This window comes from Actinophytocola oryzae, assembly GCF_004364325.1.
Taxonomy (GTDB): Bacteria; Actinomycetota; Actinomycetes; order Mycobacteriales; family Pseudonocardiaceae; genus Actinophytocola; species Actinophytocola oryzae.
Genome location: NZ_SOCP01000005.1, coordinates 412,302 through 437,034, shown reverse-complemented (window position 1 = coordinate 437,034; position 24,733 = coordinate 412,302). Strand labels below are relative to the sequence as shown.

Genomic DNA, 24,733 nt, shown 5'->3' with positions numbered 1-24,733 from the left:
GGTCGACTCCCCCGCGTCAGTGCCCCCATGTGATCAACCACGGCCACGATCCACCTCCCATCGTTCTGATGCTGCGAACGATAGCAGGTGTACTACATATGAAGGTAGAAGTTTTATGCTTTGTTGTGTGTACGCAGCGTGGTCATTCCGAGGCGGGACCCGAGAACGTCGCCCGCCGCTTCTCGCGGATCGCCGACACGCCTTCCCGCACGTCAGGCCCGCCGAACCCGAGGAACTCCAGGCCGAGTGAGGTGTCGAAGATCGGCCCGGCCTGCCGCAGCCAGTTGTTGAGCGCGTACTTCGTCCACCGGACCGCGCTCTGCGACCCGTTCGCCAGCCGGGTGGCGATCTTGCGTGCGCGGTCGTGCAGCTCGTCGCCCGGCACGCACAGCGAGACGAGCCCGATCCGCTCGGCCTCCTCGCCGGACACCGGCTCGCACGTCAGCAGGTAGTACTTGGCCTTCGCCATCCCGCACAGCAGCGGCCACACGATCGCCGCGTGGTCGCCCGCCGCCACGCCGAGACGGGTGTGGCCGTCCATGATCCGGGCGTCCGGCGCGGCGATGGACACGTCCGCGAGCAGCCCGACCACCAGCCCGGCGCCGACCGCGGGTCCCTCGATGGCCGACACGATCGGCTTCGAGCAGTTGATCACGTTGTAGACGAGGTCACGGGCCTCGCGCAGCACCCTGATCCGGACGTCGAAGTCGGACGCCATGTCCGACACCAGGTCGAGGTCGCCGCCCGAGGAGAACACGCCGCCCTCGCCCCTGATGATCGCGACGCGCACGTCCGGGTCGGTGTCGACGGCGGTCCAGACGGCGGCCAGCTCGCGGTGCCCGTCGTGGCCGACGGCGTTCAGCCGCCCCGGCGCGGACATCGACACCTCGAGCACGCCGTCGCCGAGGTCGGCGAAGCGCAGGGTCGGGAACTGTGTGGAGTAGTCATGCACCCCACATGCCTACTCGATCGCGCCGCCCAACAGCCAGTAGCCCGAGAAGTAGACATCCTTTCGGTCGACACCGCGCTCGTTGACCAGGTGCCGCCGCAGTCCCGTGACCGCGCTGGACTCGCCCGCCAGCCACGCGTAGGGCCGCCCGGCCGGAAAGTCGGTCCGCGCGATGGCGCCACGCAGCAGCCCGCCGGGAGTCCCGGGTGCCCCGTCCCGCGACAGCCAGGTGATCCGCGCGTCGCCGGGGCAGGGCAGGTCCTTGATCTCCGCCGTCGACTCGACCTCGAGGAACACCAGCGCGCGTCGCCCGGCGGGCATGGCGGCCAGGATGCCGGTGATCGCGGGCAGCGCCGTCTCGTCGCCCGCGAGCAGGGTCCAGTCGGTGTCCGCGTCCGGCCGGTACTCGTAGCCGTAGATCGTGGGGCAGAGCAGGTTCGGGCCGAGGATCGCGACGCGGTCACCCGGTGTGGCGCGACCCGCCCACCTCGACGCGGGCCCGAGGTCGCCGTGGAGCACGAAGTCCACGTCCATCTCGCACACGTCCGGCCGCAGCGCGCGGATCGTGAACGTGCGCATGGCCGGCTTGACGTCCTGCGGCATCGCGCGGTAGTCGGGGAACCAGTTCGGCCCCTCCGGCACGACCGGGTCGGTCTCGCCGGCACGCGGGAAGAACATCTTGATCCGCTGGTCGTGGCCCGCGGTGACGCAGCCGGCCAGCTCCGGCCCCGCGAACGTCACACGCAGCATCTTCGGGCTCAGCCGCTCGGTCCGCACCACCTCGACGCGGAAGAGGACGTAGGACTGGACCTCTGTCTCTGTCGTGGTCACTTCGCGCTCACCGCCAGCTGTTCGGGCACCGTCGTGGCGATCGAGTCGAGGATCTGCCCGGCACGCACGGCCGTGGTGGACAGCAGCGACGACGAGATGCCGTGCGTGTGCTCGGTGCTGCCCTGCAGGTAGAGGCCCGCGGCCAGCTCCGGCGCGGTCTCCAGCCGGTAGTCGCGGGCGACGAGTGGCCGCCCCAGGTCGTCGCGCCTGCAGTGCCCGGCGAGGTCACCGAGCAGCGCCAGCGGGTTGGTCGGCCGGTACCCGGTCGCGTACACGAGGACGTCGCAGTCCAGCACGGTCTTCTCGTGCGTGGTCAGGGACTCCACGGTCGCGCGTACCCCGTCGTCGGTCTCGACGGTCTCCACCACCTTCGACACGTTGAACATCTTCAGCCGCCGCGTCCCCAGCACCTTCTCCTGGTAGACCCGCCGGTACAGCTCCTCGATGAGGTCGGTGTCCACCACCGAGTAGTTCGTGTTGGCGTGGTAGCCCATGATCAGCTGCTTGACCTCGGGCGGTGCCACGTAGAACTGGTCGACGGCGTCCGGGTCGAACACGCGGTTGGCGAACGGGCTGTCGTCGGACGGGCTGTAGCCGTAGCGGGAGAAGACCGCGCACACCTCGGCGTGCGGGAAGCTGTCGTGCAGGTACTTCGTCACCTCGGCGGCACTCTGGCCCGCGCCGACGACAGCGAACCTGACCGGCGGCGGGTAGGCGGTCGACCGCTGGAGGCGCTCGACCTTGTCGAGCAGGTCGCGGTTGTGCCACACGCGCTCCGACAGCGCCGCCCCCGAGGGCAGGTACGGCGTGAGGCCCATGCCGAACACCAGGTTGCGTGCGCGCACGGTGGTAGTGCCGCCCGGACCCGACGCCGTGACGTCGAAGCCCTCGACCCTGCCGTTCTCCGTCACCGGCTCGACGGTCGTCACCTCGTGGCCGTAGCGGACCTCGTCGGTGAACCTCGCCGCCGCCCACTCGAGGTAGTCGTGGAACTCGACCCGCAGCGGGAACAGGGACTTCTGGTTGATGAAGTCGACGAGCCGGTCGGCACTGTGCAGGTAGGACAGGAAGCTGAAGTCGCTGGTGGGGTTCCGCAGGGTGACGAGGTCCTTCAGGAAGGACACCTGCATCGTGGCGTCGTCGATCAGCATGCCTCGGTGCCAGCCGAAGCGCCGCTGCCTCTCCAGGAACAGGCTCCGCACCGGCACCGCGTCCTGCCGGGCGTTGTGTTCCGCGACGGCGATCGCCAGTGCGAGATTTGCTGGTCCGAAACCGACGCCGACCACGTCATACGTGTCCGGCTCCCCGACGAGTTCCTGTGGCATTACCGTCCTTCCCTCGATCCCACCGAGGTAAGGCTAACCTAATGTCACTCAGTAAGGATAGCCTCGCTTCACTTAGTGAACATCACTCGGCAGGAACGGAGAAGTCATGCGCGTGGTGCTTTTCGGGTACCAGACCTGGGGGTACCGGACCCTGGAGGCGCTGCTCGGGTCGGAGCACGAGGTCGTGCTGGCGGTCACGCACCCGGCGAGCGACCACGCGTACGAGTCGATCTGGAGCGACTCCGTCGCGGAGTTGGCCGCCGCCAACGGGGTTCCGGTCGTGACGCGCAACCGGCCGGACGAGAAGGTCGTGGCAGCGCTGGCGGAGGCGCGGCCGGACATCATCGTGGCGAACAACTGGCGGACGTGGATCCCGCCGCACATCTTCGACTTCCCGCCCAGGGGCACGCTGAACGTGCACGACTCGCTGCTCCCGGCCTACGCGGGCTTCGCGCCGGTGATCTGGGCGCTCATCAACGGCGAGGCCGAGGTCGGCGTGACCGCGCACATGATGAACGACACGCTCGACGCGGGCGACATCGTGCTGCAGCGGTCCGTGCCGGTCGGTCCGAAGGACACCGCCGCCGATCTGTTCCACCGCACGGTCGACCTCATCGGACCGATCGTGGTGGACGCGCTGGCCAGGATCGCCCGTGGTGACACGGATTTCGCGAAGCAGGACCCGGCGAAGGCGTCGTTCTTCCACAAGCGGTCCGTCGAGGACAGCCGGATCGACTGGCAGTGGTCGGCCGAGGAGCTGGAGCGGCTGGTCCGCGCGCAGTCCGACCCGTACCCGAACGCCTTCGTCTACCACGGCTCGACGCGCCTGCGGGTGATCGAGGCGGACGTCTCCGAGGGCCGCTACGGTGGCACGCCCGGCCGGATCTTCATCAAGGAGGGCGACGGCGTGGTGATCGTCGCGGGTGCCGACGCCCGCCGAGGACGTAGCCAGGGCCTGCTCCTGCGCAGACTGCGCCTCGACGACGGCACCGAGCTGGCGGCCACCGAGTACTTCCGCACGATGGGCGGCTACCTCACCTCTCACCCCTCCTGAGGTATACCTAACCTAACCTCGACGCGTAGGGTGAGCCTGTGATCGAGTTACGCGCCGAGCACCTCCGCCTGGCCTACGACGACCGGGTGGTGGTCGACGACCTCGACCTGCTCGTGCCCCCCGGTCGCATCACCGTCATCGTCGGCGCCAACGCGTGCGGCAAGTCCACTCTGCTGCGTGCGTTGGCGCGACTGATGGCCCCGCAGGCCGGAACGGTGTACCTGGACGGCCGCTCCGTCCGCAGCACGCCGACCAGGCAGGTCGCGCGGCAGCTCGGCATCCTGCCGCAGTCGCCGGTCGCGCCGGACGGCCTGACCGTGGTGGACCTCGTGACCAGGGGGCGCGCGCCGCACCAGAGCTGGTGGCGCCAGTGGTCCGCCGACGACGAAGCCGCGGTGGCGGCGGCCCTGCGTGCCACGGAGCTGACCGACCTCGCCGACCGGCCAGTGGACGAGCTGTCCGGCGGGCAGCGGCAGCGGGCGTGGATCGCGATGGCGATCGCGCAGGAGACCCCGGTGCTGCTGCTGGACGAGCCGACCACGTTCCTGGACCTGGCGCACCAGATCGACGTGCTGGACCTCGTCGTCGATCTCAACCGGCGCGAGGGCAGGACCATCGTGATGGTTTTGCACGATTTGAACCAGGCATGCCGTTATGCCGACCACGTGATCGCGATGAAATCGGGCCGAATTGTCGCCGAGGGGTCACCGAGCGCGGTCGTCACGCCCGAATTGGTCGAGGGTGTATTCGATGTCCGGTGTCAGGTGACAACCGACCCCGTGAGTGAAACACCCCTGGTCATCCCCACCGGGCGCCATCATTCGATCACTCTTCGTGAGAGCGAGCACTCTCGGTAACATTCAAGCCGGTCCCCACGAAAAACAAATTGTCGTGCACTTTTTGTTGGGGGAGTGATGGCTACCCGCTGGATCCTCGGTCTCGTTTCAGGACTCGCTTTCGTGGTGGGTCTCGCCTATCAGCTGCTGATGGTCGCGCTGGTGGGACTGCTCGGCCTGCTCGGCGTGGTGGTGATCCACCCACGGCCCGGCATCAACCCCCTGACCGAGGCCTACCGGGACGTACGCCCGTTCGATCGGGTCTAATTGCTGTGTCTAATTGGCTCGCTCCGCTCGCTGGTGAGCGGGCTGTGTGCATGGCCTCGCTCCGCTCGGCGGTGAGCGGGCCTTCTCCCGGCGTCTTCCCTCCTGCGCGCGGAAGTCCCTGGGCTCGCTTCGCTCGCGCAGGGACTTCCGTGCTCGTCAGTCCAGACGCCGGCGGCCCGCTCACGGTGACATTGGCTCGCTCCGCTCGCGGGTGAGCGGGCCTTTGTCCGGCGTCTTCCCTCCTGCGCGCGCAAGTCCCTGGGCTCGCTTCGCTCGCGCAGGGACTTCCGTGCTCGTCAGTCCAGACACCGGCGGCCCGCTCACGGAGACATTGGCTCGCTCCGCTCGCGGGTGAGCGGGCCTTTGTCCGGCGTCTTCCCTCCTGCGCGCGCAAGTCCCTGGGCTCGCTTCGCTCGCGCAGAGACTTCCGTGCTCGTCAGTCCAGACACCGGCGGCCCGCTCACGGAGACATTGGCTCGCTCCGCTCGCGGGTGAGCGGGCCTTTACCCGGCGTCTTCCCTCCTGCGCGCGGAAGTCCCTGGGCTCGCTTCGCTCGCGCAGGGACTTCCGTGCTCGTCAGTCCAGACGCCGGCGGCCCGCTCACGGAGACATTGGCTCGCTCCGCTCGCGGGTGAGCGGGCCTTTACCCGGCGTCTTCCCTCCTGCGCGCGGAAGTCCCTGGGCTCGCTTCGCTCGCGCAGGGACTTCCGTGCTCGTCAGTCCAGACGCCGGCGGCCCGCTCACGCCTTGCGTGGTTGCACTGTCTCTTCGCTTTCGTAGCGGGGGCTTCACCGGAGCCGTCGCTTCCCCGTTGGGTCGGGTCGGTCGTTCGGTTCGGTGCCTTCGCTGTCTGGTCGGGCCTGGCGCTGGCGGTGCGGTGAGAGTGGTTTGCGCCGCTTGTTGGTGAGTCGGCGGCTCATTCTCGGCGTTGTGTGGTTGTGGGCGTCTGATCTCTCGGGGCGGGGGCGCTCTTGGTGGCTTTGCCTCTTGCCTGGTGCTCAGGAGCGTTGTGCCGGTGCTGTCTGTGGCATTGGCTAGCTCACACCCGTAAGTGAATCAAGATTTGCTAAGTTCGGGTTGCTGACGAGGAGGTGGCCATGGCCGACGAACAGGACGACCGGCACGCGTGGTTGGAGCCGGGTGCGTTCGAGGTCGCCCCCGGAGTGCACCGGATCCCGCTGCCCCTGCCGATGGACGGCCTGCGTGCGGTCAACGTCTATGCCGTGGAGACCGGCGGCGGCCTGGTCATGATCGACTCTGGCTGGGCGCTCGACGTCGCCGAGAAGCAGTTGGAGCGGGCGCTCGGCGCGATCGGGTTCGAGTTCGGTGACATCCAGCGCTTCCTTGTCACCCACATCCACCGCGACCACTACACGCTCGCCATCCAGCTGCGCCGGGTCTACGGCACCAAGGTCGCGCTCGGCATCGGCGAGCAGCCGTCGCTGGAGCGTGCCATGACTCGCAGGCCACCCGACGGTCAGGCACGTCAGATGGTTCGCTGGGGCGCGGAGCCGCTGGTGAAGCAGTGGATCGAGTCCGTAGGCGAGCGCGGGGTCATCGACCACTACGAGGAGCCGGACGAGTGGCTCGACGGCATCACGACCATCGAGTTCGGCGACCGCACGCTCACCGTGCTGCCGACGCCCGGCCACACGCAGGGCCACGTCGTCTTCGTCGACGAGCAGGCTCGAACCCTGTTCGCGGGTGACCACGTGCTGCCGCACATCACGCCGTCGATCGGGTTCCAGCCGGAGCCTGCCAAGCTGCCGCTCGCCGACTACCTCGAGAGCCTGCGCCTCGTGCGGTCCTATCCGGACCTGCGGCTGCTGCCCGCCCACGGGCCGGTCGCGCCCAGCACGCACGCGCGGGTCGACGAGCTACTGGCCCATCACGAGGAACGCCTCGCCGAGACCCTCGCCGCCGTTCGGGACGGGGCGGGTACGGCCTTCGAAGCAGCCGGCCGGCTGGGGTGGACTCGTCGGCGCCGGCGCTACGACGAACTCGACCTGTTCAACCAGACACTCGCGGCCGGGGAAACCGCGGCGCATCTGGATGTACTGGTACTTCGTGGTGAACTCAGCTCGACCATGGTCGACGGAGTGGCCGAGTACGCGGTTACTCCGCCGTCGGCACCCTGATCGCGCCGTTCTCGTCGAGCTGGTCGAGGCCCAGCATCGCGAGGAGGCTCGCGCAGTCCTGCGCGTCGGAGGCGTGGCACGCGACCGTGCGCGCGGCCTTCCGGTTCTGTACCGCGTAGTGCATCTTCTCGCTAGCCCGTGCTTCCGCGAAGCGGCCTTGCTCAAGGGTCGGACTGGCGTGTCGTGCCCAGGTCATGTGGAGCCTTTCTGCCTGCGTGCCGGTAGTCGGGGGCCTACCCGCAGCTTTATTGTTGACCGTGTTCGCTCGGTAACCAACACCGGCTAGTCGCGGTCGGGCCGGGATACGGTCCCGGCGCCGGGCATCCTGACACCCGCCTCGTGGTTCACACCACCCCCGGCCTGGTCTGACCGAGTGGATTTCCCAGTTGATCGTAAACGTTTTCGAGCAGGTAGACCATACTTTATTGATTTAGGCTCTCAGGTTTTTCCCAGCTTTCACGGATATCGACGTTGTGCACGTTCCGGGGCCGTTCGGTTACCGCGGGTGGGCGGTTCACATATCGATCACACTGGCTGACATCGCTGTAACGTCACTCTCCGTAGAGTTTTCTCGTTCGCGTAGCCGTCCGGGTAGCGGGTGACACAACAGGGGACGTGGCGAGTCGGCGACCGGTTCATGTGGTAACGGCGGTTCTCGTCCCGGTGACGCTCGCGCGTCACCGGGACGAGCGTCACCGGTTCAGTCCCTGGAACCGCCGCACGGAGAGCGGGAAGAAGACCGCGATGATGACGACCGGCCACACGACCGCCATGAGGAGCGCGTGCTCGGCGGCCCAGGATCCCCCGCCCCAGGAAGGGTTCCCGAAAAGCTCCCGGGTGGCGGCGACGGTCGAGGAGAGCGGGTTCCAGTCCGCGGCGGTGCCGAGCCACCCCGGCATGGTGTCCGGCGCGACGAAGGTGTTGGCGAGAAAGCTGACCGGCCACACGAGAATCTGCACGATCATCGCGCTTTCCGGGCCCCTGATGACGAGCCCGAGGTAGATCCCGAGCCAGAGAAGGGCGAACCTCAGCAACAGCAACAGTCCGACCGCGGCGAGCACGGGCAACAGTCCATTGTGGGCACGCCACCCGACGAGCAGGCCCGCCGCCATGATGACTGCCAGTCCCAGCACCGAGTTGAGCATGTCCGCGCCCGCTCTGCCTGTCACCACAGCGGAAGGCGCCATGGGCATGGACCGGAACCGGTCGGTCACCCCCTTGGTGGCGTCGGTGCTGACCGCGATCATGGTGGTCTCGAGGCCGAACGCCATCGTCATGGCGAACATGCCGGGCAGGACGAACTCGCGGTACCCGTCACCGCCGCCCGGCACGGCCATCGCCCCGCCGAACAAATACCCGAACATGACGACCATCAGAACGGGAAAAAGAAGTCCGACAATTACCGGACCGGGGTCCCGAACCCAGTGCAGAACATCACGCCGGGTCATCGTCAGTCCGTCCGCGAACGCCCATTTCATGCCGGTACCCCCTCTTTCCTGTCGCCGGTCAGGTGGAGGAAGACCTCGTCCAGTGTCGGGCGGCGCAGGGTCACGTCCTCCACCGCGAGACCCGCCGCCCGCAACGCGTGCACGGCGTTCGCGAGTGCCGCGAGCGGGTCGCTCACCTGGGCGCTGACCCTGCGGTCGTCCTCGTCGGTCTCCGCGACGGCGTCGGTCACCGCGGCCACCACCTCCGCCGCCCTGGGCAGCTCGGCCACGTCGTGGAGCACCACATCAAGCCGGTCACCGCCGAGGCGGGACTTCAGCGTCGCCGGGCTGCCCTCCGCGATCACACGGCCGTGGTCGATCACCGAGACGGCGCTCGCCAGCTGGTCGGCCTCGTCGAGGTACTGGGTGGTCAGCAGCACTGTCGTGCCCTCGCGGACCAGCGAGCGCACCGCCTCCCACACCTCGTTGCGGCCGCGCGGGTCAAGCCCGGTCGTCGGCTCGTCGAGGAACAGGACCCGTGGTCGCAGGATCAGGCTCGCCGCCAGGTCCAGCCGTCGGCGCATGCCGCCCGAGAACTGCTTGACCGGCTTCTTCCCGGTGTCCGCGAGACCGAACCGGGTCAGCAGCTCCTCGGCTCTGACCCGCGCCCTCGACCCGGACAGGTGGTAGAGGCGGCCGAACAGCTCGAGGTTCTGCCGCGCGGACAGTACCTCGTCGACGGCGGCGTGCTGGCCGACCAGCCCGATGTGCGCCCGGACCTCGCCGGGTGAGCGTCTGACGTCGAAGCCGGCCACCGTGGCGTGGCCCGCGTCGGGTCTCAGCAGCGTGGTGAGGATGCGCACGGCCGTCGTCTTGCCCGCGCCGTTGGGCTCGAGCACCCCGTGGACGGTGCCCTCGGCGACGGCCAGGTCGACGCCGTCGAGCGCGGTCTTGTCGCCGAACCGCTTGCGCAGCGCCTCTGCGGCGATGGTCACCAGATGTCTCCCTAGTCGTACGTTGTACGTAGTTGCACGCTACCGTACATCGTACGGAGATTCTAGGATGTTACGGCGATGGCAGCCAAGGACGAGAGCAGGCACTACGGCGGGCGGGGCGACCCCGTGCGCAGCATGGAGCTGCTGTGGGGCACCGGCCCCGCGCCGAGGTCACGCGGACCCAGGCAGGGGCTGACCGTCGAGCGGATCGTGCGGGCGGGCATCGAGATCGCCGACGCCGAGGGGCTCGCCGCGCTGTCGATGCGACGCGTGGCCGACCGGCTCGGGGTGGGCACGATGTCGCTGTACACGTACGTGCCGTCGAAGGCCGAGCTGGTCGACGTGATGTTCGACCGCGCACTCGGCCCCGAGGACCGCCCGGTGGTCGAGGGTGGCTGGCGCGAGAGGCTGACGGCGGTCGCGTGGGCCGAGTGGGACCTCTACCGGCGGCACCCGTGGATGCTGCAGGTCATGGCCATGTCGAGGCCGCCGCTGGGCCCGAACGGCATCGCCGCCTACGACCACAACCTGCGAGCCGTCGACGGCATCGGCCTCACCGAGCTGGAGATGGACTCGGTGGTCAACATGGTCTCGGTGTACGTCCAGGGCTCGGCCCGCGCCGCGGCGCAGGCCGCCACGTCGGTCACCGACACGGGCGTGACCGACGCCGAGTGGTGGTCCACCTACGGCCCGCTGCTGGAGAAGGTCTTCGACCCGGAGAAGCACCCGACGGCCGCCAGGGTGGGCGCCGTCGCGGGCGAGACCTACCAGTCCGCCTACGACGCGAAGCACGGCTTCGAGTTCGGCCTGGCCCGCATCCTCGACGGCGTGGCCACCCTGGTCGACTCACGTGGCTGACCGTCCACGGCGGCGGACGCACTCTTCCCGAGGAGGAACCGGCATGACCGAGGTGCTGTTGCGCGATGTCGACGACGCGGACCTCGAGGTGTTCTACGAGCAGCAGCGCGAGGAGGAGGCGGTGCGGCGGGCGCGGTTTCCCGCCCGCGACCGGGACCGCTTCCTGACGCACTGGCGGACGAAGGTGCTCGGCAACCCCACCGGGCACGTCCAGACCGTCACGGTCGACGGGGAGGTCGCGGGCAACATCGTCGCGTGGTGGCAGGACGACCGGCGTTTCGTCGGCTACTGGTTCGGGCAGCGGTTCTGGGGTCGCGGCGTCGGGACCGCGGCGCTGCGGCAGTTCCTGCGGCGTGAGCAGGTCCGACCGCTCCACGCCGACCTGTTCGTGGGCAACACCGCGTCGGTGCGGCTCCTCGAGCGCTGCGGCTTCCGGTCGGTGGACACCGACCGCGACGGCGATCCCGAGTTCGTGGTGCTCAGGCTCGACGAGGGCTGACCGGACCTCCTCTGGGGTCGGGCACCTCGGGCGGAACGGCTGGTCAAGGCGGTGTCGTAGCCTAGGCAGACCGGTCGATGGTCTTTTTGTCCGTTTGACGTGCGCCTCGGGCGCGACCCGACCGATCAAGTAGGCGGCAAAGGTCACAACCCTGTTGTGCGACTCGCGACCCCATCGGAAATACTGGCGAGTAACAAGCAAGACTGACACCGTTGCAAGCCAATGTCGCCGGACGCGGGAGAGCTCGTGGTCGTTCGTCTCATCATCGGACTGCTGATCACCGTCGGCGTCCTCGCGTTCGCCGGGCGCCGCGCGAAGTTCCTCTACGAGCTGATCAAGTCCGGTCAGCCCGTCGACCGGTTCGACAACCTCGGGGCGCGCCTCTGGGCACAGGCCAGGGAGGTCTTCGGCCAGCGCAAGCTGCTGAAGTGGTCCATCCCCGGCGCGGCCCACGCGTTCACGTTCTGGGGCTTCGTCATCCTCGCCTCCGTCTACCTCGAGGCGTACGGCACCCTGTTCGACCACGACTTCCACATCTGGTGGATCGGCCGCTGGTCCGTGCTCGGCTTCGCGCAGGACTTCATCGCGGTGATGGTGGTGATCTCCCTCGTCGCCTTCGCGATCATCCGGGTGCGCAACGCCCCGGAGAAGAAGGAACGGGGCTCCCGCTTCTACGGCTCGCACACGTCCGGCGCGTGGCTGATCCTCTTCATGATCTTCAACGTCATCTGGACGATGTTCCTGTTCCGCGGCGCGTCCGCGGCCCTCGGCAACTTCCCGTACGACTCGGGTGCCTGGGTCTCGCTCGGCGTCGGCGACCTGCTGCGGCCGCTCGGTGACACCCCGAACGAGTGGATCGAGTCGATCGCGCTGCTGCTGCACATCGGCGTGATGCTCTCGTTCACGATCATCATCCTGCACTCCAAGCACCTGCACGTCTTCATCGCGCCGATCAACGTCTCCACCAAGCGCCTGCCGGACGGCCTCGGCCCGCTGCTGCCCATGGAGTCCCACGGCAAGCCGATCGACTTCGAGGACCCCGGCGACGAGGACGTCTTCGGGCGCGGCAAGATCGAGGACTTCACCTGGAAGGGCATGCTCGACTTCGCCACGTGCACCGAGTGCGGGCGCTGCCAGAGCCTGTGCCCCGCGTGGAACACCGGCAAGCCGCTCTCGCCGAAGCTCGTGATCATGGACCTGCGTGACCACCTGTTCGCGAAGGCGCCGTACCTGATCGGCGGCCAGGAGATCCCCGACCACAGCGACGTCGACGTCCTGGAGCTGGCCGAGAACGGGCACAAGGGCCCGGCGCACGGCGGCGTTCCCGAGTCCGGCTTCGGCCGCGTGCCTGCCAAGGGTGCCGCCCAGGCGACCCGCCCGCTCGTCGGCACCGCCGAGGTCGGCGGCGTCATCGACCCCGACGTCCTGTGGTCCTGCACGACCTGCGGTGCGTGCGTCGACCAGTGCCCGGTGGACATCGAGCACGTCGACCACATCGTCGACATGCGCCGCTACCAGGTCATGATCGAGTCGGAGTTCCCCTCCGAGCTGGGCACCCTGTTCCGCAACCTGGAGAACAAGGGCAACCCGTGGGGCCAGAACAACTCCGAGCGCATGGACTGGGCCAAGGACCTGCCGTTCGAGGTCCCGGTCTACGACGGCGAGCTGGCCGACGACGTCGAGTACCTGTACTGGATCGGCTGCGCGGGCGCGTTCGACGACCAGGCCAAGAAGACCGTCCGCGCCACGGCCGAGCTGCTGCACATCGCCGGTGTGAAGTACGTGGTGCTCGGCAAGGAGGAGTCGTGCACCGGCGACCCGGCACGCCGCTCCGGCAACGAGTTCCTCTTCCAGATGATGGCGCAGCAGACCGCGGAGCTGCTCAACGGCGTGTTCGAGGGTCGCGAGCCGACCAGGCGGAAGATCGTCACGACCTGCCCGCACTGCATGAACACGCTCGGCCGCGAGTACCCGCAGCTGGAGGGCATGATCCCGAGCTTCGAGGGCACGAACGGCCACTGGGACGTCATGCACCACACGCAGGTGCTGAACCGCCTGGTGCGCGACGGCAAGCTGACGCCGGTCAAGCCCGCCGACGGCGGCGCGCCCGTCACCTACCACGATCCCTGCTACCTGGGCCGTCACAACAAGGTCTACGAGCCGCCGCGTGAGCTGGTCGGTGCCGCGGGCGCGACGCTGACCGAGATGCCCCGCCACGCCGACACCGCGCTGTGCTGTGGCGCGGGTGGTGCGCGGATGTGGATGGAGGAGAACCTCGGCAAGCGCATCAACCTGGAGCGCGTCGACGAGGCGCTGGGCACCGACGCGAAGGAGATCGTGACCGGCTGCCCCTTCTGTCGTGTCATGGTGACCGACGGGCTCGTGCAGCGCCAGAGCGAGGACAAGGGCACGGACGTGCAGGTCAGGGACGTCTCGCAAATGTTGCTCGAGTCCGTGAAGCGCGGTCTCTAGGTCCGTTCCAGCCTCCTTCGTCCAGATCTCCGGCCCGGTTCCGCACACTGGGCCGGTGATCACCGGTGGAGAACCCGTGCCTGGACAACCCGTCAAGCTCGACCGGGTGGTGATCAGGTTCGCCGGTGACTCGGGTGACGGGATGCAGCTCACGGGCGACCGGTTCACCTCCGAGTCGGCGGCGTTCGGCAACGACCTGGCCACGCTGCCCAACTTCCCGGCCGAGATCCGGGCGCCTGCGGGGACGCTGCCGGGGGTGTCGTCGTTCCAGCTGCACTTCGCGGACTACGACATCCTGACCCCCGGCGACCGGCCCGACGTCCTCGTCGCCATGAACCCGGCAGCGCTGAAGGCGAACCTGCCTGACGTGCCCGCGGGCGGGACGGTGCTCGTCAACACCGACGAGTTTGTCAAGCGCAACCTGAGCAAGGTCGGTTACACCACGAACCCCCTCGAGGACGGCACGCTCGACCGCTACCAGCTGCTGCCGGTCGCGATGGCCACGCTGACCCAGGGCGCGCTCGCGGAGACCGGTCTTTCCAAAAAGGATGCCGAGCGCTGCAAGAACATGTTCGCGCTCGGGCTGCTGTCGTGGATGTACGGGCGGCCCACCGAGGGCACCGAGCGGTTCCTGCGGGAGAAGTTCGCCCGCAAGCCCGACATCGCCGAGGCCAACGTGCTGGCGTTCCGGGCCGGTTACAACTACGGCGAGACGACCGAGGCGTTCGCGACGACCTACGAGATCGCGCCCGCGTCGTTCCCGCCGGGGGAGTACCGGCAGATCACGGGGAACACGGCGCTGGCGTACGGGATCGTGGCGGCCGGGCAGTGCGCCCAGCTCCCGGTCTTCCTGGGCAGCTACCCGATCACGCCGGCGTCGGACATCCTGCACGAGCTGTCCAGGCACAAGAACTTCAACGTCACCACCATGCAGGCCGAGGACGAGATCGCGGGTGTGGGTGCCGCGCTCGGCGCCGCCTACGGTGGCTCTCTTGGCGTGACGACGACGTCCGGGCCGGGCATCGCGTTGAAGGCCGAGACGATCGGTCTCGCGGTGATGGCCGAGCTGCCGCTGTTGGTGATCGACGTCCAGCGGGGTGGCCCCTCGACCGGGCTGCCGACCAAGACCGAGCAGGCGGACCTGTTGCAGGCGATGTTCGGGCGCAACGGCGAGTCGCCGCTGCCGGTGCTGGCGCCGAAGTCGCCGGGTGACTGCTTCGGGGTCGTGCTGGAGGCGACGCGGATCGCCCTGCGGTACCGGACGCCGGTGCTGGTGCTGTCGGACGGCGCCATCGCGACGGGCTCGGAGCCGTGGCTGGTGCCGTCCGTCGACGACCTGCCGGACCTGCGGGTGACGTTCGCGACCGAACCGAACGCCGACGACGGCAGCGGCGAGCACTGGCCGTACGTCCGTGACGCGTCACTGGCCAGGGAGTGGGCCATTCCGGGCACGCCCGGCCTGCAGCACCGCATCGGCGGCCTGGAGAAGGCCGACGGCAAGGGCAACATCTCCTACGACCCCGACAACCACGACCGCATGGTGCGGCTGCGCCAGGCCAAAGTGGACCGTGTCGAGGTGCCGGACCTCGAGGTCGAGGACCCGTCCGGTCGGGCGGACGTCCTGGTGCTGGGCTGGGGTTCGACGTACGGGCCGATCGGCGCGGCGTGCCGGACTCTGCGCAGGCGCGGGAAGTCGATCGCGCACGCGCACCTGCGGTACCTGAACCCCTTCCCGGCCAACCTCGGCGAGGTGCTGCGGAGCTACGACCGGGTGGTTGTCCCGGAGATGAACCTCGGTCAGCTGGCGATGCTGCTGCGGGCCAGGTTCCTGGTGGACGCGGTCTCGTACACGAAGGTGGCGGGGACGCCGTTCATGGAGTCCGAGCTGGTGGACGTGCTCACCGGCTACTTCGGCACGACCCTGGCGGAGGCGGCCTGATGACGACGGATCTGGGTTTACCTGGCGGCCTCTCGCTCGTGCCCAAGGACGATGTGCCGCAGAAGGCGAAGGACTTCAAGTCGGACCAGGAGGTCCGCTGGTGTCCCGGCTGCGGGGACTACGTCGTCCTCAACGCCATGCAGTCCTTCCTGCCGAGCCTGGGCCTCAAACGCGAGAACATCGTGTTCATCTCCGGAATCGGCTGCTCGTCGAGATTCCCGTACTACATGAACACCTACGGCATGCACTCCATCCACGGACGTGCCCCCGCCATCGCCACCGGACTCGCCGTGACCCGACCCGACCTGTCCGTGTGGGTCGTCACGGGTGACGGGGACGCGTTGTCGATCGGCGGCAACCACTTGATCCACGCGTTGCGCCGGAACGTGAACATCAAGATCCTGTTGTTCAACAACCGCATCTACGGCCTCACCAAGGGCCAGTACTCGCCGACGTCCGAGACGGGCAAGGTCACGAAGTCCACCCCGGTCGGCTCTGTGGACCACCCGTTCAACCCGCTGTCCCTGGCGATCGGCGCCGAGGCCACGTTCGTCGCCAGGACACTGGACAACGACCGCGCGCAGCTCACCGACATCCTCACCGCCGCCGCCCAACACCGCGGCTCGGCACTCGTGGAGATCTACCAGAACTGCCCGATCTTCAACGACGGCGCCTTCGACGTCCTCAAGGACACCGGCGAGAAGGAACAGCGCCTGATCCCGGTCGAGCACGGCAGGCCGATCCGGTTCGGCGCCGACGGCGAGCTGGCCGTGCTGCGTGGCGCCTCCGGTGACCTGGAGATCGGCCCGTACGACGAGGACCGCGTGGTGGTGCACGACACCGGCCGGGTGGACCCGTCCTACGCGTTCGCCCTGTCCAGACTGTCCACACAGGACCTCTCGCACGTCGTGACCGGGATCTACCGCGACGTCGACCGGCCGGCCTACGACGACCTGGCGCGCGGCCAGGTCGCCGCCGCGACGAAGCCCGCTGACCTAGGCGCACTCCTGCGAGGGGGCGACACCTGGATCGTCGGGGGCTGAGCAGCGCAGCCACGCAGGACCGCGGGTGCCCGTCTCCCACTCGCGGTAGGCCCGCACGACCAGCGCGTGGAACCGCACCCGCACCCCCGCACCGGCGTCCACTGTGACGACCGTGGGGGTGAGACGCCGTGGCGCGCCCTGTGTGTCCACCATGTCTGCCTCCTTCCCGCGGTAACCAGCATGTGGTCAGTACCTTGAGGCGCACTCGAAACAAACAAGAAAACCAGCGGTAGCGATCTCATTACCATGAGCTGCCAGGCTGTAGACGGCTTGTCGAGCCGTCTTCGAGTCACCCTCCAGGTGCGGTGAAGAAAATCACAGGAAGCCCCGACCGCACCGGTTCACCGGAGGGAGCGAAGACATGACGGAGCTGAGGATCTGGACGGCTCGCCACACGATCAGGGTCACCGCGCCCCCGAAACGCGTGTACGAGGCGGTCGCGAACGTCGACCGCTGGCCCGCGCTGGTCGGCACGCTGAACGCCGTCGAGCACCTCGGCTTCGACGGGGCGTGCGAGCGCGTGCGGTTCGCGAAGCGGGTCGACGGCGTCGACCACGACCTGACGATGGTGCGCGAGCTCAACCCCCGGCGCCTGCGGGTGCGCTTCCGGCAGGTGAACGTGGTGCCGCCGGTCGTGTCCATGGGCGGCATCTGGCTGGTGCTGCCGAAGGGCACCGGGTCGACGGTGGTGATCGACCACTACTACCGCGTCCTGGACGACTGCCCGGTCGCCGCGGCCGGGGTCGAGGCGGACCTGGCCGAGGAGAGCACGTCGATGCTCGCCGCCCTGCGCGACGCCATGGAGTTCCACGATCTTCTCGGACAGACCTACCGCTGAGGGGGAACAGCAGTGACGACCAACGCAGACTTACCCATCGGTTCCGTGGACGTGCTCCCGAGCATCGCCGCGGCGGCGTGGCCCACCAGGGCCGCCCTGCGCACGGGTACGAGCGCCGTGACCTTCGCGGAGCTGGACCGCGCGATCTCCAGCCTGGCGGCAGGGCTGCGCAGGCACCTGGGCGGCGAGGGCCTGACGGTGGTCGTCTCGGCGCTGCCGGGTCTCGACTTCCCGACGGCGTTCTACGCGATCGTGCGAAGCGGCAACGTGGCGGCGCCGGTGGACCCGAGGATGCCCGCGGACGAGCTGGCGGACTTCCTCTCGGTGACCCGCGCGCACGGCGTGGTCCTGGGCCGGGCGATGTACGAACGCGTCGCGCACGTGCTGAGCCCGAGCCTGGAGCTGACCCTGCTGCTGGACGCCCCCACGGCGACCGGCGTCCTGACCTGTGCGGAGCTGGCCACGACCGGCCCGCTGCCGGTGGAGCCGAGGGACCGGGACGAACGCCTTCCTGCCGCGATCATGTCCGGTCTGTTGACACACCACGCCCTGAAGCGCAGAGCGGCCGCGATGGGCCTGAGCCCGGAGACGGTGGTGCTGAACGCGGCCCCGGTCTTCGACGCGACCCAGCTCTGCGCCGGCGTGCTGGCCGGCGCGACCCAGCTGTTGTCGAGGGACAACGCCCTGCGGGGCGACGCCACCCACGTGCTGACCGACCACGGCCTGCGGGACGCGTCATGATCACCACGGCCACGGTCTACCCGATCTCGACCCGCCAGGCGATGACCCGCTGGCCGACCGGTGTCGCCATCCTGACCACCGCGGACCGCGAGGGTTGGTGGTGGGGCTGCACGGTCAGCTCGGTGGCGTCGGTGTCCACGGCCCCGCCGATCGTCGCGGTGAGCATCCCGAGGGAGACCGCGGGTCGCCAGACCTTCACCTCGGCGGACGCGGTGGCGATCCACGTGCTGCGGGAGGGCCAGCAAGCACTGGCAGAACACTTCGCGACGTCCCCGACGGACTTCGACACAGTCCAGTCGACCCACGGCATCCCGATCGAGTGCGGCTTCGAGTCGGTACCGCTGCTCGGCGACGTGACCACCCGCCTGGAATGCCGCCCGGTGAACACCGTCGCGGCAGGCACCAACGTCCTGCTGCTCGCCGAGATAGTCAGAGCCCGCACCGGCCCGGGCGACCCCCTGATCCACGTGGGCGACGACTACCGCCACCTGGCCCGCCCAGCCTGAACACCTACCCACGGTCATGGAGGTCGGGCTGACCAGTGCTCAGGGATGAGGTCCCACGGTTACGACGATGATCTCGTCAGGTTGGCCATAGATCCACCAGATGCGCCACGCGGAAGGGGTGCTGTTCTCCACGTAGGACTCCCACAGCGCGGCGCCACCCGGGCCTGGAACCGACTGATAGCGGTGTGAGTTCAGGCCTGGATGGCTCGGTCCGACGTCCCGCAGCAGTCTCAGCGTCTTCCGGACCTTCTTGAGCTTGACCGCGTACTGCGGCTTTCCCAGCTCCCCGATGACCTTCTCAGCCTCTTGGGTGTACCTGAGGACGTATGGCGGAGCGCTCACTCGTCGTCGTCATTCTCGTCTTCGGTGAGCCAGTCGAGCCGCGTCGTCTTATCTTCCGCAGCGTCAGCGAGGCCGCGGAACAGGGATGCCTTCAGCTCCTCGTTCTCCCATACGAGCAGCTCACGCTTGGGGATGGAGGCGAGGGGGGTGAGCAGAATTGCGCCATCGGAGTTGATCGAGACCGCGTACCGGTCGTCCTTGTGCACGCCGGCCTTGCCGAACGCGATGCGAGAACGTTCGTCGGCCGCGACCTCGGTGACGGGGCGAAAGCCATCCAGGATCGACATGGCAGCCTCCTCTCTCCCACCAAGATACGGGAGAGTGGGTAAGTGGGCAATGCCCCGCCGAACTGGTCCGCGGGTCGGCTACGGCTGCAGGACGTCCTCGCCGGGCGACTCCGCGAACAGGGAGTCGATCTCGTGGGCGTACTTCTCCGCGATGGGCTTGCGGCGGAGCTTCATCGTGGGGGTCAGCTCGTCGCCGCCCGGCTCCCAGGACGACGGCAGCAGGCGGATGCGCTTCACCTGCTCGACCCTGGCCAGCCGCTCGTTGCCCTCCTTGACCCCGGCCAGCACGGCAGCGCGGATCTCCGGGTGCGCCACCAGCTCGGCCGGTGACGCGCCGCCGAAACCGTGCTGCTTGGCGAAGGCGTCCGCCGCGTCCGGGTCCAGTACCGCGATCGCCGCGACGTACGAGCGGTTGTCCCCGATCGCCACCACCTGGCCCACGAGCGACGTCGCCGCCTTGATGGCGTTCTCGATGTTCGACGGGGACATGTTCTTGCCCGACGCGTTGATGATCAGTTCCTTCTTGCGGTCCACGATCGTCACGTAGCCGCCGGAGTCGATCTGCGCGATGTCACCCGTGTGGAGCCACCCGTCGGCGTCGATGGCCTCCGCCGTCTTCTCCGGCGCGTTGCGGTAGCCACGCATCAGCGCCGCGCCCCGGGTCAGCAGCTCGCCGTCCTCCGCGAGCTTGATCTCCATGCCCTGCAGCGCCTTGCCGACCGTGCCGATCTTCGTCTGGCCGGGTGCGTTCGCGGTGGTCGCCCCGCCCGTCTCGGACATGCCCCACACCTCGTAGATCGGGATGCCGAGTCCCCAGAAGAACTCCAGCAGCTCCGGTGCGATCGCGGAGGCACCCGACGACGGCGCCTTCGCCTGTTCGAGGCCGAGCAGGTGGCGCAGCTTCGACAGCACCAGCTTGTCCGCGACCTTCCGCTGCATGCCCAGCACCGGCGAGATCTCACCCGCCAGCTCGGCACGCGCGGCGCGGATACCCGTCTGGATGGCCCACTCGGCGATCCTGCGCTTGGCTGGGCTCTTCTCCGCGGCCAGCCCGACGTCGATCGCGGCCTTCAGCTTCTGCCACACCCTCGGGACGGCGAAGAACGAGTGCGGCCTGCAGTCGTTGAGCGCCTCGCCGAGCTTGGTGAGGTCGGCGACGCACGTGACCTGGATGCCGAACAGGATCGCGAAGTACTGGCCGGTCACGCGGTCGGCGATGTGTGCCGACGGCAGGTACGACAGCACGCGGTCGCCGGGGTTGGCCTCGAACAGGACGCGCACGGCGTCGGTCTCGGCGATCACGTTGGCGTGCGTCAGCTCGACGCCCTTCGGCGGGCCGGTGGTGCCGGACGTGTAGATGATCGTCGCGAGGTCGTCCGGCTCGACGGCCTGCCAGGCGGCCTCGAAGTCGAAGTCCGGGTCGCCCTTGGCCTCGAGGTCGGCGAGGGTCATCACGCCGTCCACATCGGACACTTCGTCGACGCACACGATGTGCTCGACGCCGCCGCGGACCTCCTGGATGCGGGTCAGGAACCGCTCGTCGCAGAAGACGACCTTGTTGGCGGCGTTGGCGAACAGGTAGCCGATCTGCTCGGGCGCCGACGTGTTGTAGATCGAGAACGGCGTGGCGCCCAGGTGCAGTGCCGCGGCGTCGGCGAGGTGGAACTCGGGCCGGTTGGCCACCATCAGCCCGACCGTGTCGCCCCTGCTGACGCCGAGGGCGGCGAGGCCCGCGGCGAGCCTGCGGACACGCCGGTCCCACTCGCGCCAGGTGATCTCCTGTCCGCCGCCGGTCGTGCGGATGATCACCGCGTCCGGACTCTGCTTGGCGAAGGACTGGAACGCCGCGCAGAGCGTCGCGAACGAGGAGGGTGTCTGGTTCATGTGCCACGCTCCGATGCGCCGGGTCGGCCCTGATTCAAGCCGTGATCGTAGGCATCCACGCCGAGCCCCGTCCATGGAGAACAGGGCATTTACGGCATTTGGCCGCCCGGGACCACTGTTGGCAGTCGGCCAACAACACTACGCCGCCGAAATCCCGGCCGCACGTCCGCCGGTGGTCACCACGGGAGGTAGTGCGGCAGGTCCCTCGGGACCTCACCCGTCCACTGTGGATCACGGCGCTGCAGGAACGACATGATGCCCTCCGCCGCGTCCGGGCTCGTCATCGAGTCGGCTATGAGACGGGAGTCGAGGCGCTGTACCGGCAGCGGGGAGTCCAGTGGGCTCATCCGGTACAGCATCTGGCGGATCACGGCCGTCGAGACCGGCGCCGTGTTCCTGATCAGGTCCCTGGCCAGGGCGTATGCCTCGGACAGGACCTCGTCCGGGTCGTGGAGGGAGGTGACCAGGCCGGCCGACAACGCCTCGGCGGCGTCGAAGACCCGGCCGCTCACCATCCAGTCCATCGCCCTGCCGAGCCCCACCAGCCTCGGCAGGAACCAGGTCGATGCGCCCTCGGGGTAGAGGCCGCGCCTGGAGAACACGAAACCGAAGCGCGCATCGGTCGAGGCGAGGCGGAAGTCCGCCGACAGGATGATCGTCGAGCCCGCCCCGACCGCCGCGCCCCGGACCGCGGCGATCACCGGCTTGTTCATCGCGAAGACACGCAGTGAGCACCGGCCCGCCGGTTCGTTCCACTCCGGGTCGGCCGGGTCCTGGAGGTCAAGACCGCCCGCCGAGAGGTCGGCGCCGACGCAGAAGTCCCTGCCCTCGCCGGTCAGGACCACCACCCGAACCGCGGGGTCCGCGTCCGCCGTGTCGAACGCCTCGGCCAGCTCGTCCGACATCCGCACCGTGTAGCCGTTGCGGGCCTCGGGCCGGTTCAGTGTCACTGTCGCTGTCTGGTCCGCTACCGCGTAGCTCACGTGCTCCACGGCGTCCACGCTAGTGCCGGTCACGCCAGGGCCATCACCAACAGGTCCCGGCACGCGGCACGCAGCTCGGCCTCGCTCAGCTCGCCGACGCCGACCTGCGTCAGCTGGTGCAACAGGAGGCCGTCGAGGTGGGCCACCATCGTGCGTGCCCGGCGCTTGGGCTCCGTCGCGCCTGCCGCCGCGATCGTCTCCTCGGTCATCAGGCGGAACGTCGCGCTGTGGGACATCAGCCGTGCCCGCAGCGCGGGCCGCCGCGTCGACTCCAGCGTCAGCTCGTACCTGGCCAGCGCCCGCTCCCTGCCGTCGGTCAGCCAGCGCCACACCACCGCCGCCAGCAGGTCGCCCAGCGTGTCCGTGTCCACCGCGCCGCCAAGGTCGGGCACGTCGCCGATGTCCACCGTGTCCAGTTCCGCCATCCGCGCCAGCGCCGCGAACATCAAGGCCTCGCGCGTGCGGAAGTAGTACGACGTCGAACCCTCCGCGAGCCCCGCGGTCCGGTCGACGGCGCGATGCGTGAAGCCACGCATGCCCTCACGCGCGATGGTGCTGATCGCCGCGTCCGCGATCACAGTCCGGCGGTCTGTCACACGGCGACTCTACTGTTGTAGAGTCACTACAGCTGTAGAGGAGGGGGCGGGATGAAGGCAGTCATCGCAGGTGGGGGCATCGGTGGTCTGGCGGTCGCGGCCGGGCTGTGCAGGCGGGGCTGGGACGTCGCCGTCCTGGAGCAGACGCAGGAGTTCAGCGTCGTGGGATCGGCGATCTCGTTGTGGCCCAACGCCTTTCGCGCGCTCGACGCGGTCGGGGTCGAGCTGGGCGGGGACCGGTTGGGTGCGGCGGGCGGCCTGCGGGACTGGCGCGGCGGGTGGATCGTGCGGATGGACGAGGGGCCCGCGCTGACCCACACCGCCGCTGCCGTCGTCGCCCACCGGCACGACCTGCGCACCGCGCTGCTCGCACACGTGCCGGTCGCGTCCCGCATGGCCGGCGTCCGGGTCACCGGGGTGCGTTCGGAAGGGGAACGCGCGGTCGTCGAGTACGACGGCGGCGAGCTGAGCGCCGACCTGGTCGTCGGCGCCGACGGCGTGCACAGCGCGACCCGCAGGGCCCTCTGGCCGCTGGCCGCGCCGCCCGAGTACGCGGGCCACACCGCCTGGCGGCTGATCATCGACCGGCCGGTGGGACTGGCGGACGCAGGCAGCACGATCTGGGCCGAGACCTGGGGACCCAACGCCGTGTTCGGCATGTTCCCCGTCGGCGCGGACCGCGTGTACTGCTACGGCACCGGCGCGGTCCCGCCCGGCCTGCACGGTCCCGACGGCGAGCTGGCCGAGCTGAAGCGACGGTTCGGCGACTGGTGTCAGCCGATCCCGGCGGTACTCGACGCCGCGACCGAGGAACAGGTGCTGCGCCACGACATCCACGTGCTGCCGCCGCTCGACACCTACGTCCACGGCAGGGTCGCACTGCTCGGCGACGCCGCCCACGCGATGGCCCCGTACCTGGGTCAGGGCGGCTGCCAGGCACTCGAGGACGCCGCCACCCTGTGCGTCGCCGTCGAGACGCAGCCCGACCTCGCCACCGCGTTGCGCCGCTACGACGAGCTGCGCAGGCCGCGCACGCAGGCGATGGCCAGGAAGTCGTTGACCAGCGGGAAGGTCGGGCACCTGTCCTGGGCGCCTGCCCGGGTCCTGCGCAACGCCGTCCTGCGTGCGGTGCCGAGTTCGTTGTTCGTGAGGTCGCTCGCCAGGCCCTTCACGTGGCGCCCGGAGGACGGACTGGACATAACACCGATCCGACCCGCCGTGTGATCAGCTGACCGCGTGGACTTCTTCCATGACCAGCCGGCCACCGTGGTGCTGGTGACCGGCGCGGCCGCCCTGGTCGTGGTCGTCTTCCGCGAGCTGTGGCGGCCCGCCCGCAACGTGATCACGATCGTGCACGAGGCCGGGCACGCGCTGGTCGCGGTGCTGGCAGGCAGACGGCTGTCCGGCATCCGCCTGCACTCCGACACCTCGGGGCTGACGCTGACCAGGGGCAAGCCGTACGGACCCGGCATGGTGTCGACCGCGCTCGCCGGCTACGTCGCGCCGTCGCTGCTCGGCCTCGGGTTCGCGGGCCTCGTCGGCGCCGAGCAGACCGCGACGGTGCTGGTCGTGTGTGCGGTGCTCCTCCTGGGCGTGCTGGTGATGGTGCGCAACGTGTACGGCGTGTTCACCGTGCTGCTCACCGGGGCGGTGTTGTTCGCCGTGGCATGGTGGACGACCCCGACCGTGCAGGCCGCGTTCGCGTACCTGATCACCTGGTTCCTGCTGCTGGGCGGCGTGCGGCCGATCGGCGAGCTGCAGAGCAAGCGCCGCAGGGGCAGGGCCCGCGACTCCGACGCCGACCAGCTCGCCCGGCTCACCGGCGCGCCGGGTTGGCTGTGGGTCGCCATGTTCTTCTTCGTCAACCTCGGTTCGCTGGTGCTCGCGGCGGCGTGGCTGCTGGGGTGAGGCAGACTTGACGCC

General features: G+C 69.1%; 25 protein-coding genes. 14 read left to right on the top strand and 11 right to left on the bottom strand.

Annotated elements, in window-relative coordinates; translation table 11 throughout:
• Nucleotides 1–142 precede the first annotated feature (142 nt).
• The 3 genes from CLV71_RS16695 to CLV71_RS16685 are packed head-to-tail and all read right to left on the bottom strand — an operon-like array spanning nucleotide 143 to nucleotide 3,105.
• Nucleotides 143–952 (bottom strand): enoyl-CoA hydratase/isomerase family protein, encoded by an 810-nt coding sequence (locus CLV71_RS16695; protein WP_133903661.1) that lies wholly within the window; start codon nucleotides 950–952, stop codon nucleotides 143–145.
• Nucleotides 953–961: 9 nt separating this feature from the next.
• The gene (locus CLV71_RS16690) at nucleotides 962–1,780 is read right to left on the bottom strand and encodes a siderophore-interacting protein (RefSeq protein WP_243866519.1); all 819 of its coding nucleotides are present in this window, start codon (nucleotides 1,778–1,780) and stop codon (nucleotides 962–964) included.
• Nucleotides 1,777–3,105 (bottom strand): lysine N(6)-hydroxylase/L-ornithine N(5)-oxygenase family protein, encoded by a 1,329-nt coding sequence (locus CLV71_RS16685; protein WP_133903660.1) that lies wholly within the window; start codon nucleotides 3,103–3,105, stop codon nucleotides 1,777–1,779. The genes CLV71_RS16690 and CLV71_RS16685 overlap by 4 nt, the downstream gene beginning before the upstream one ends.
• Before the next feature lie 106 nt (nucleotides 3,106–3,211).
• On the opposite strand from CLV71_RS16685, the gene CLV71_RS16680 reads away from it, so the two are divergent.
• The 4 genes from CLV71_RS16680 (at nucleotide 3,212) to CLV71_RS16665 (ending at nucleotide 7,400) form a co-directional block, all read left to right on the top strand.
• Nucleotides 3,212–4,159: a methionyl-tRNA formyltransferase gene (locus CLV71_RS16680; protein ID WP_133903659.1), complete on the top strand. Its 948-nt coding sequence runs from the start codon at nucleotides 3,212–3,214 to the stop codon at nucleotides 4,157–4,159.
• Nucleotides 4,160–4,200: 41 nt separating this feature from the next.
• Nucleotides 4,201–5,016 carry an ABC transporter ATP-binding protein gene (locus CLV71_RS16675; protein WP_424923886.1) on the top strand — a complete coding sequence of 272 codons (816 nt, stop codon included), beginning with the start codon at nucleotides 4,201–4,203 and terminating at the stop codon, nucleotides 5,014–5,016.
• A 57-nt stretch (nucleotides 5,017–5,073) separates the two neighbouring features.
• Nucleotides 5,074–5,262 carry a hypothetical protein gene (locus CLV71_RS16670; protein WP_133903657.1) on the top strand — a complete coding sequence of 63 codons (189 nt, stop codon included), beginning with the start codon at nucleotides 5,074–5,076 and terminating at the stop codon, nucleotides 5,260–5,262.
• A gap of 1,097 nt (nucleotides 5,263–6,359) precedes the next feature.
• Nucleotides 6,360–7,400 carry an MBL fold metallo-hydrolase gene (locus CLV71_RS16665; protein WP_133903656.1) on the top strand — a complete coding sequence of 347 codons (1,041 nt, stop codon included), beginning with the start codon at nucleotides 6,360–6,362 and terminating at the stop codon, nucleotides 7,398–7,400.
• Here the strand turns inward: CLV71_RS16665 and CLV71_RS16660 are convergent.
• From CLV71_RS16660 to CLV71_RS16650, 3 genes are all read right to left on the bottom strand, one after another.
• Entirely contained in the window at nucleotides 7,378–7,524 is a 147-nt protein-coding gene (locus CLV71_RS16660; protein WP_243866518.1) for a hypothetical protein, read from the bottom strand. The two genes, CLV71_RS16665 and CLV71_RS16660, sit on opposite strands and share 23 nt — an antisense overlap.
• A 568-nt stretch (nucleotides 7,525–8,092) precedes the next feature.
• Nucleotides 8,093–8,878, bottom strand: coding sequence for an ABC transporter permease (locus CLV71_RS16655; protein WP_133903654.1), 786 nt, complete (start codon nucleotides 8,876–8,878; stop codon nucleotides 8,093–8,095).
• On the bottom strand, nucleotides 8,875–9,822 hold the full coding sequence (locus CLV71_RS16650) for an ATP-binding cassette domain-containing protein (RefSeq protein WP_243866517.1): 948 nt from the start codon (nucleotides 9,820–9,822) through the stop codon (nucleotides 8,875–8,877). Before CLV71_RS16650 ends, CLV71_RS16655 begins: the two co-directional genes overlap by 4 nt.
• 78 nt (nucleotides 9,823–9,900) lie before the next feature.
• Here CLV71_RS16650 and CLV71_RS16645 point away from each other — a divergent pair, with 78 nt between their 5' ends.
• From CLV71_RS16645 to CLV71_RS16625, 5 genes are all read left to right on the top strand, one after another.
• A complete protein-coding gene (locus CLV71_RS16645) occupies nucleotides 9,901–10,680 on the top strand; it encodes a TetR/AcrR family transcriptional regulator (protein ID WP_133903652.1) in 780 nt (259 codons plus the stop codon).
• A gap of 43 nt (nucleotides 10,681–10,723) precedes the next feature.
• Complete coding sequence (locus tag CLV71_RS16640; protein ID WP_208297587.1) at nucleotides 10,724–11,179, top strand: GNAT family N-acetyltransferase; 456 nt, start codon at nucleotides 10,724–10,726, stop codon at nucleotides 11,177–11,179.
• A gap of 246 nt (nucleotides 11,180–11,425) precedes the next feature.
• Nucleotides 11,426–13,651, top strand: a complete 2,226-nt coding sequence (locus CLV71_RS16635; RefSeq protein ID WP_166664122.1) for a (Fe-S)-binding protein — start codon at nucleotides 11,426–11,428, stop codon at nucleotides 13,649–13,651.
• Nucleotides 13,652–13,727: 76 nt separating this feature from the next.
• Entirely contained in the window at nucleotides 13,728–15,590 is a 1,863-nt protein-coding gene (locus tag CLV71_RS16630) for a 2-oxoacid:acceptor oxidoreductase subunit alpha (RefSeq protein WP_243866516.1), read from the top strand.
• Complete coding sequence (locus CLV71_RS16625) at nucleotides 15,587–16,633, top strand: 2-oxoacid:ferredoxin oxidoreductase subunit beta (RefSeq protein WP_133903898.1); 1,047 nt, start codon at nucleotides 15,587–15,589, stop codon at nucleotides 16,631–16,633. Before CLV71_RS16630 ends, CLV71_RS16625 begins: the two co-directional genes overlap by 4 nt.
• Here CLV71_RS16625 and CLV71_RS16620 read toward each other — a convergent pair.
• Entirely contained in the window at nucleotides 16,586–16,786 is a 201-nt protein-coding gene (locus CLV71_RS16620) for a hypothetical protein (RefSeq protein ID WP_133903650.1), read from the bottom strand. The genes CLV71_RS16625 and CLV71_RS16620 overlap by 48 nt on opposite strands.
• A 208-nt stretch (nucleotides 16,787–16,994) precedes the next feature.
• Here CLV71_RS16620 and CLV71_RS16615 point away from each other — a divergent pair, with 208 nt between their 5' ends.
• From CLV71_RS16615 to CLV71_RS16605, 3 genes are read left to right on the top strand one after another with little or no spacing between them, the layout of a single operon-like run.
• Nucleotides 16,995–17,471, top strand: a complete 477-nt coding sequence (locus tag CLV71_RS16615; RefSeq protein WP_133903649.1) for an aromatase/cyclase — start codon at nucleotides 16,995–16,997, stop codon at nucleotides 17,469–17,471.
• A 12-nt stretch (nucleotides 17,472–17,483) separates the two neighbouring features.
• On the top strand, nucleotides 17,484–18,212 hold the full coding sequence (locus CLV71_RS16610; protein ID WP_133903648.1) for an AMP-binding protein: 729 nt from the start codon (nucleotides 17,484–17,486) through the stop codon (nucleotides 18,210–18,212).
• Nucleotides 18,209–18,718 carry a flavin reductase family protein gene (locus CLV71_RS16605; RefSeq protein WP_133903647.1) on the top strand — a complete coding sequence of 170 codons (510 nt, stop codon included), beginning with the start codon at nucleotides 18,209–18,211 and terminating at the stop codon, nucleotides 18,716–18,718. Before CLV71_RS16610 ends, CLV71_RS16605 begins: the two co-directional genes overlap by 4 nt.
• A 338-nt stretch (nucleotides 18,719–19,056) precedes the next feature.
• On the opposite strand, the gene CLV71_RS16595 is transcribed toward CLV71_RS16605, so the two are convergent.
• The 4 genes from CLV71_RS16595 to CLV71_RS16580 form a co-directional block, all read right to left on the bottom strand.
• Entirely contained in the window at nucleotides 19,057–19,347 is a 291-nt protein-coding gene (locus tag CLV71_RS16595; RefSeq protein ID WP_133903645.1) for a hypothetical protein, read from the bottom strand.
• A 78-nt stretch (nucleotides 19,348–19,425) separates the two neighbouring features.
• A complete protein-coding gene (locus CLV71_RS16590) occupies nucleotides 19,426–21,231 on the bottom strand; it encodes an AMP-dependent synthetase/ligase (protein ID WP_133903644.1) in 1,806 nt (601 codons plus the stop codon).
• Between the two features lie 176 nt (nucleotides 21,232–21,407).
• Nucleotides 21,408–22,223, bottom strand: a complete 816-nt coding sequence (locus tag CLV71_RS16585) for an enoyl-CoA hydratase-related protein (RefSeq protein WP_243866515.1) — start codon at nucleotides 22,221–22,223, stop codon at nucleotides 21,408–21,410.
• Between the two features lie 20 nt (nucleotides 22,224–22,243).
• Nucleotides 22,244–22,810 carry a TetR/AcrR family transcriptional regulator gene (locus tag CLV71_RS16580; RefSeq protein ID WP_133903643.1) on the bottom strand — a complete coding sequence of 189 codons (567 nt, stop codon included), beginning with the start codon at nucleotides 22,808–22,810 and terminating at the stop codon, nucleotides 22,244–22,246.
• A gap of 51 nt (nucleotides 22,811–22,861) precedes the next feature.
• Between CLV71_RS16580 and CLV71_RS16575 the strand changes: the two genes are divergently transcribed.
• Together CLV71_RS16575 and CLV71_RS16570 are read left to right on the top strand one after the other, a co-directional pair.
• Entirely contained in the window at nucleotides 22,862–24,034 is a 1,173-nt protein-coding gene (locus tag CLV71_RS16575) for an FAD-dependent monooxygenase (RefSeq protein WP_133903642.1), read from the top strand.
• Between the two features lie 12 nt (nucleotides 24,035–24,046).
• A complete protein-coding gene (locus CLV71_RS16570; RefSeq protein ID WP_243866514.1) occupies nucleotides 24,047–24,718 on the top strand; it encodes a M50 family metallopeptidase in 672 nt (223 codons plus the stop codon).
• Nucleotides 24,719–24,733: the final 15 nt, after the last annotated feature.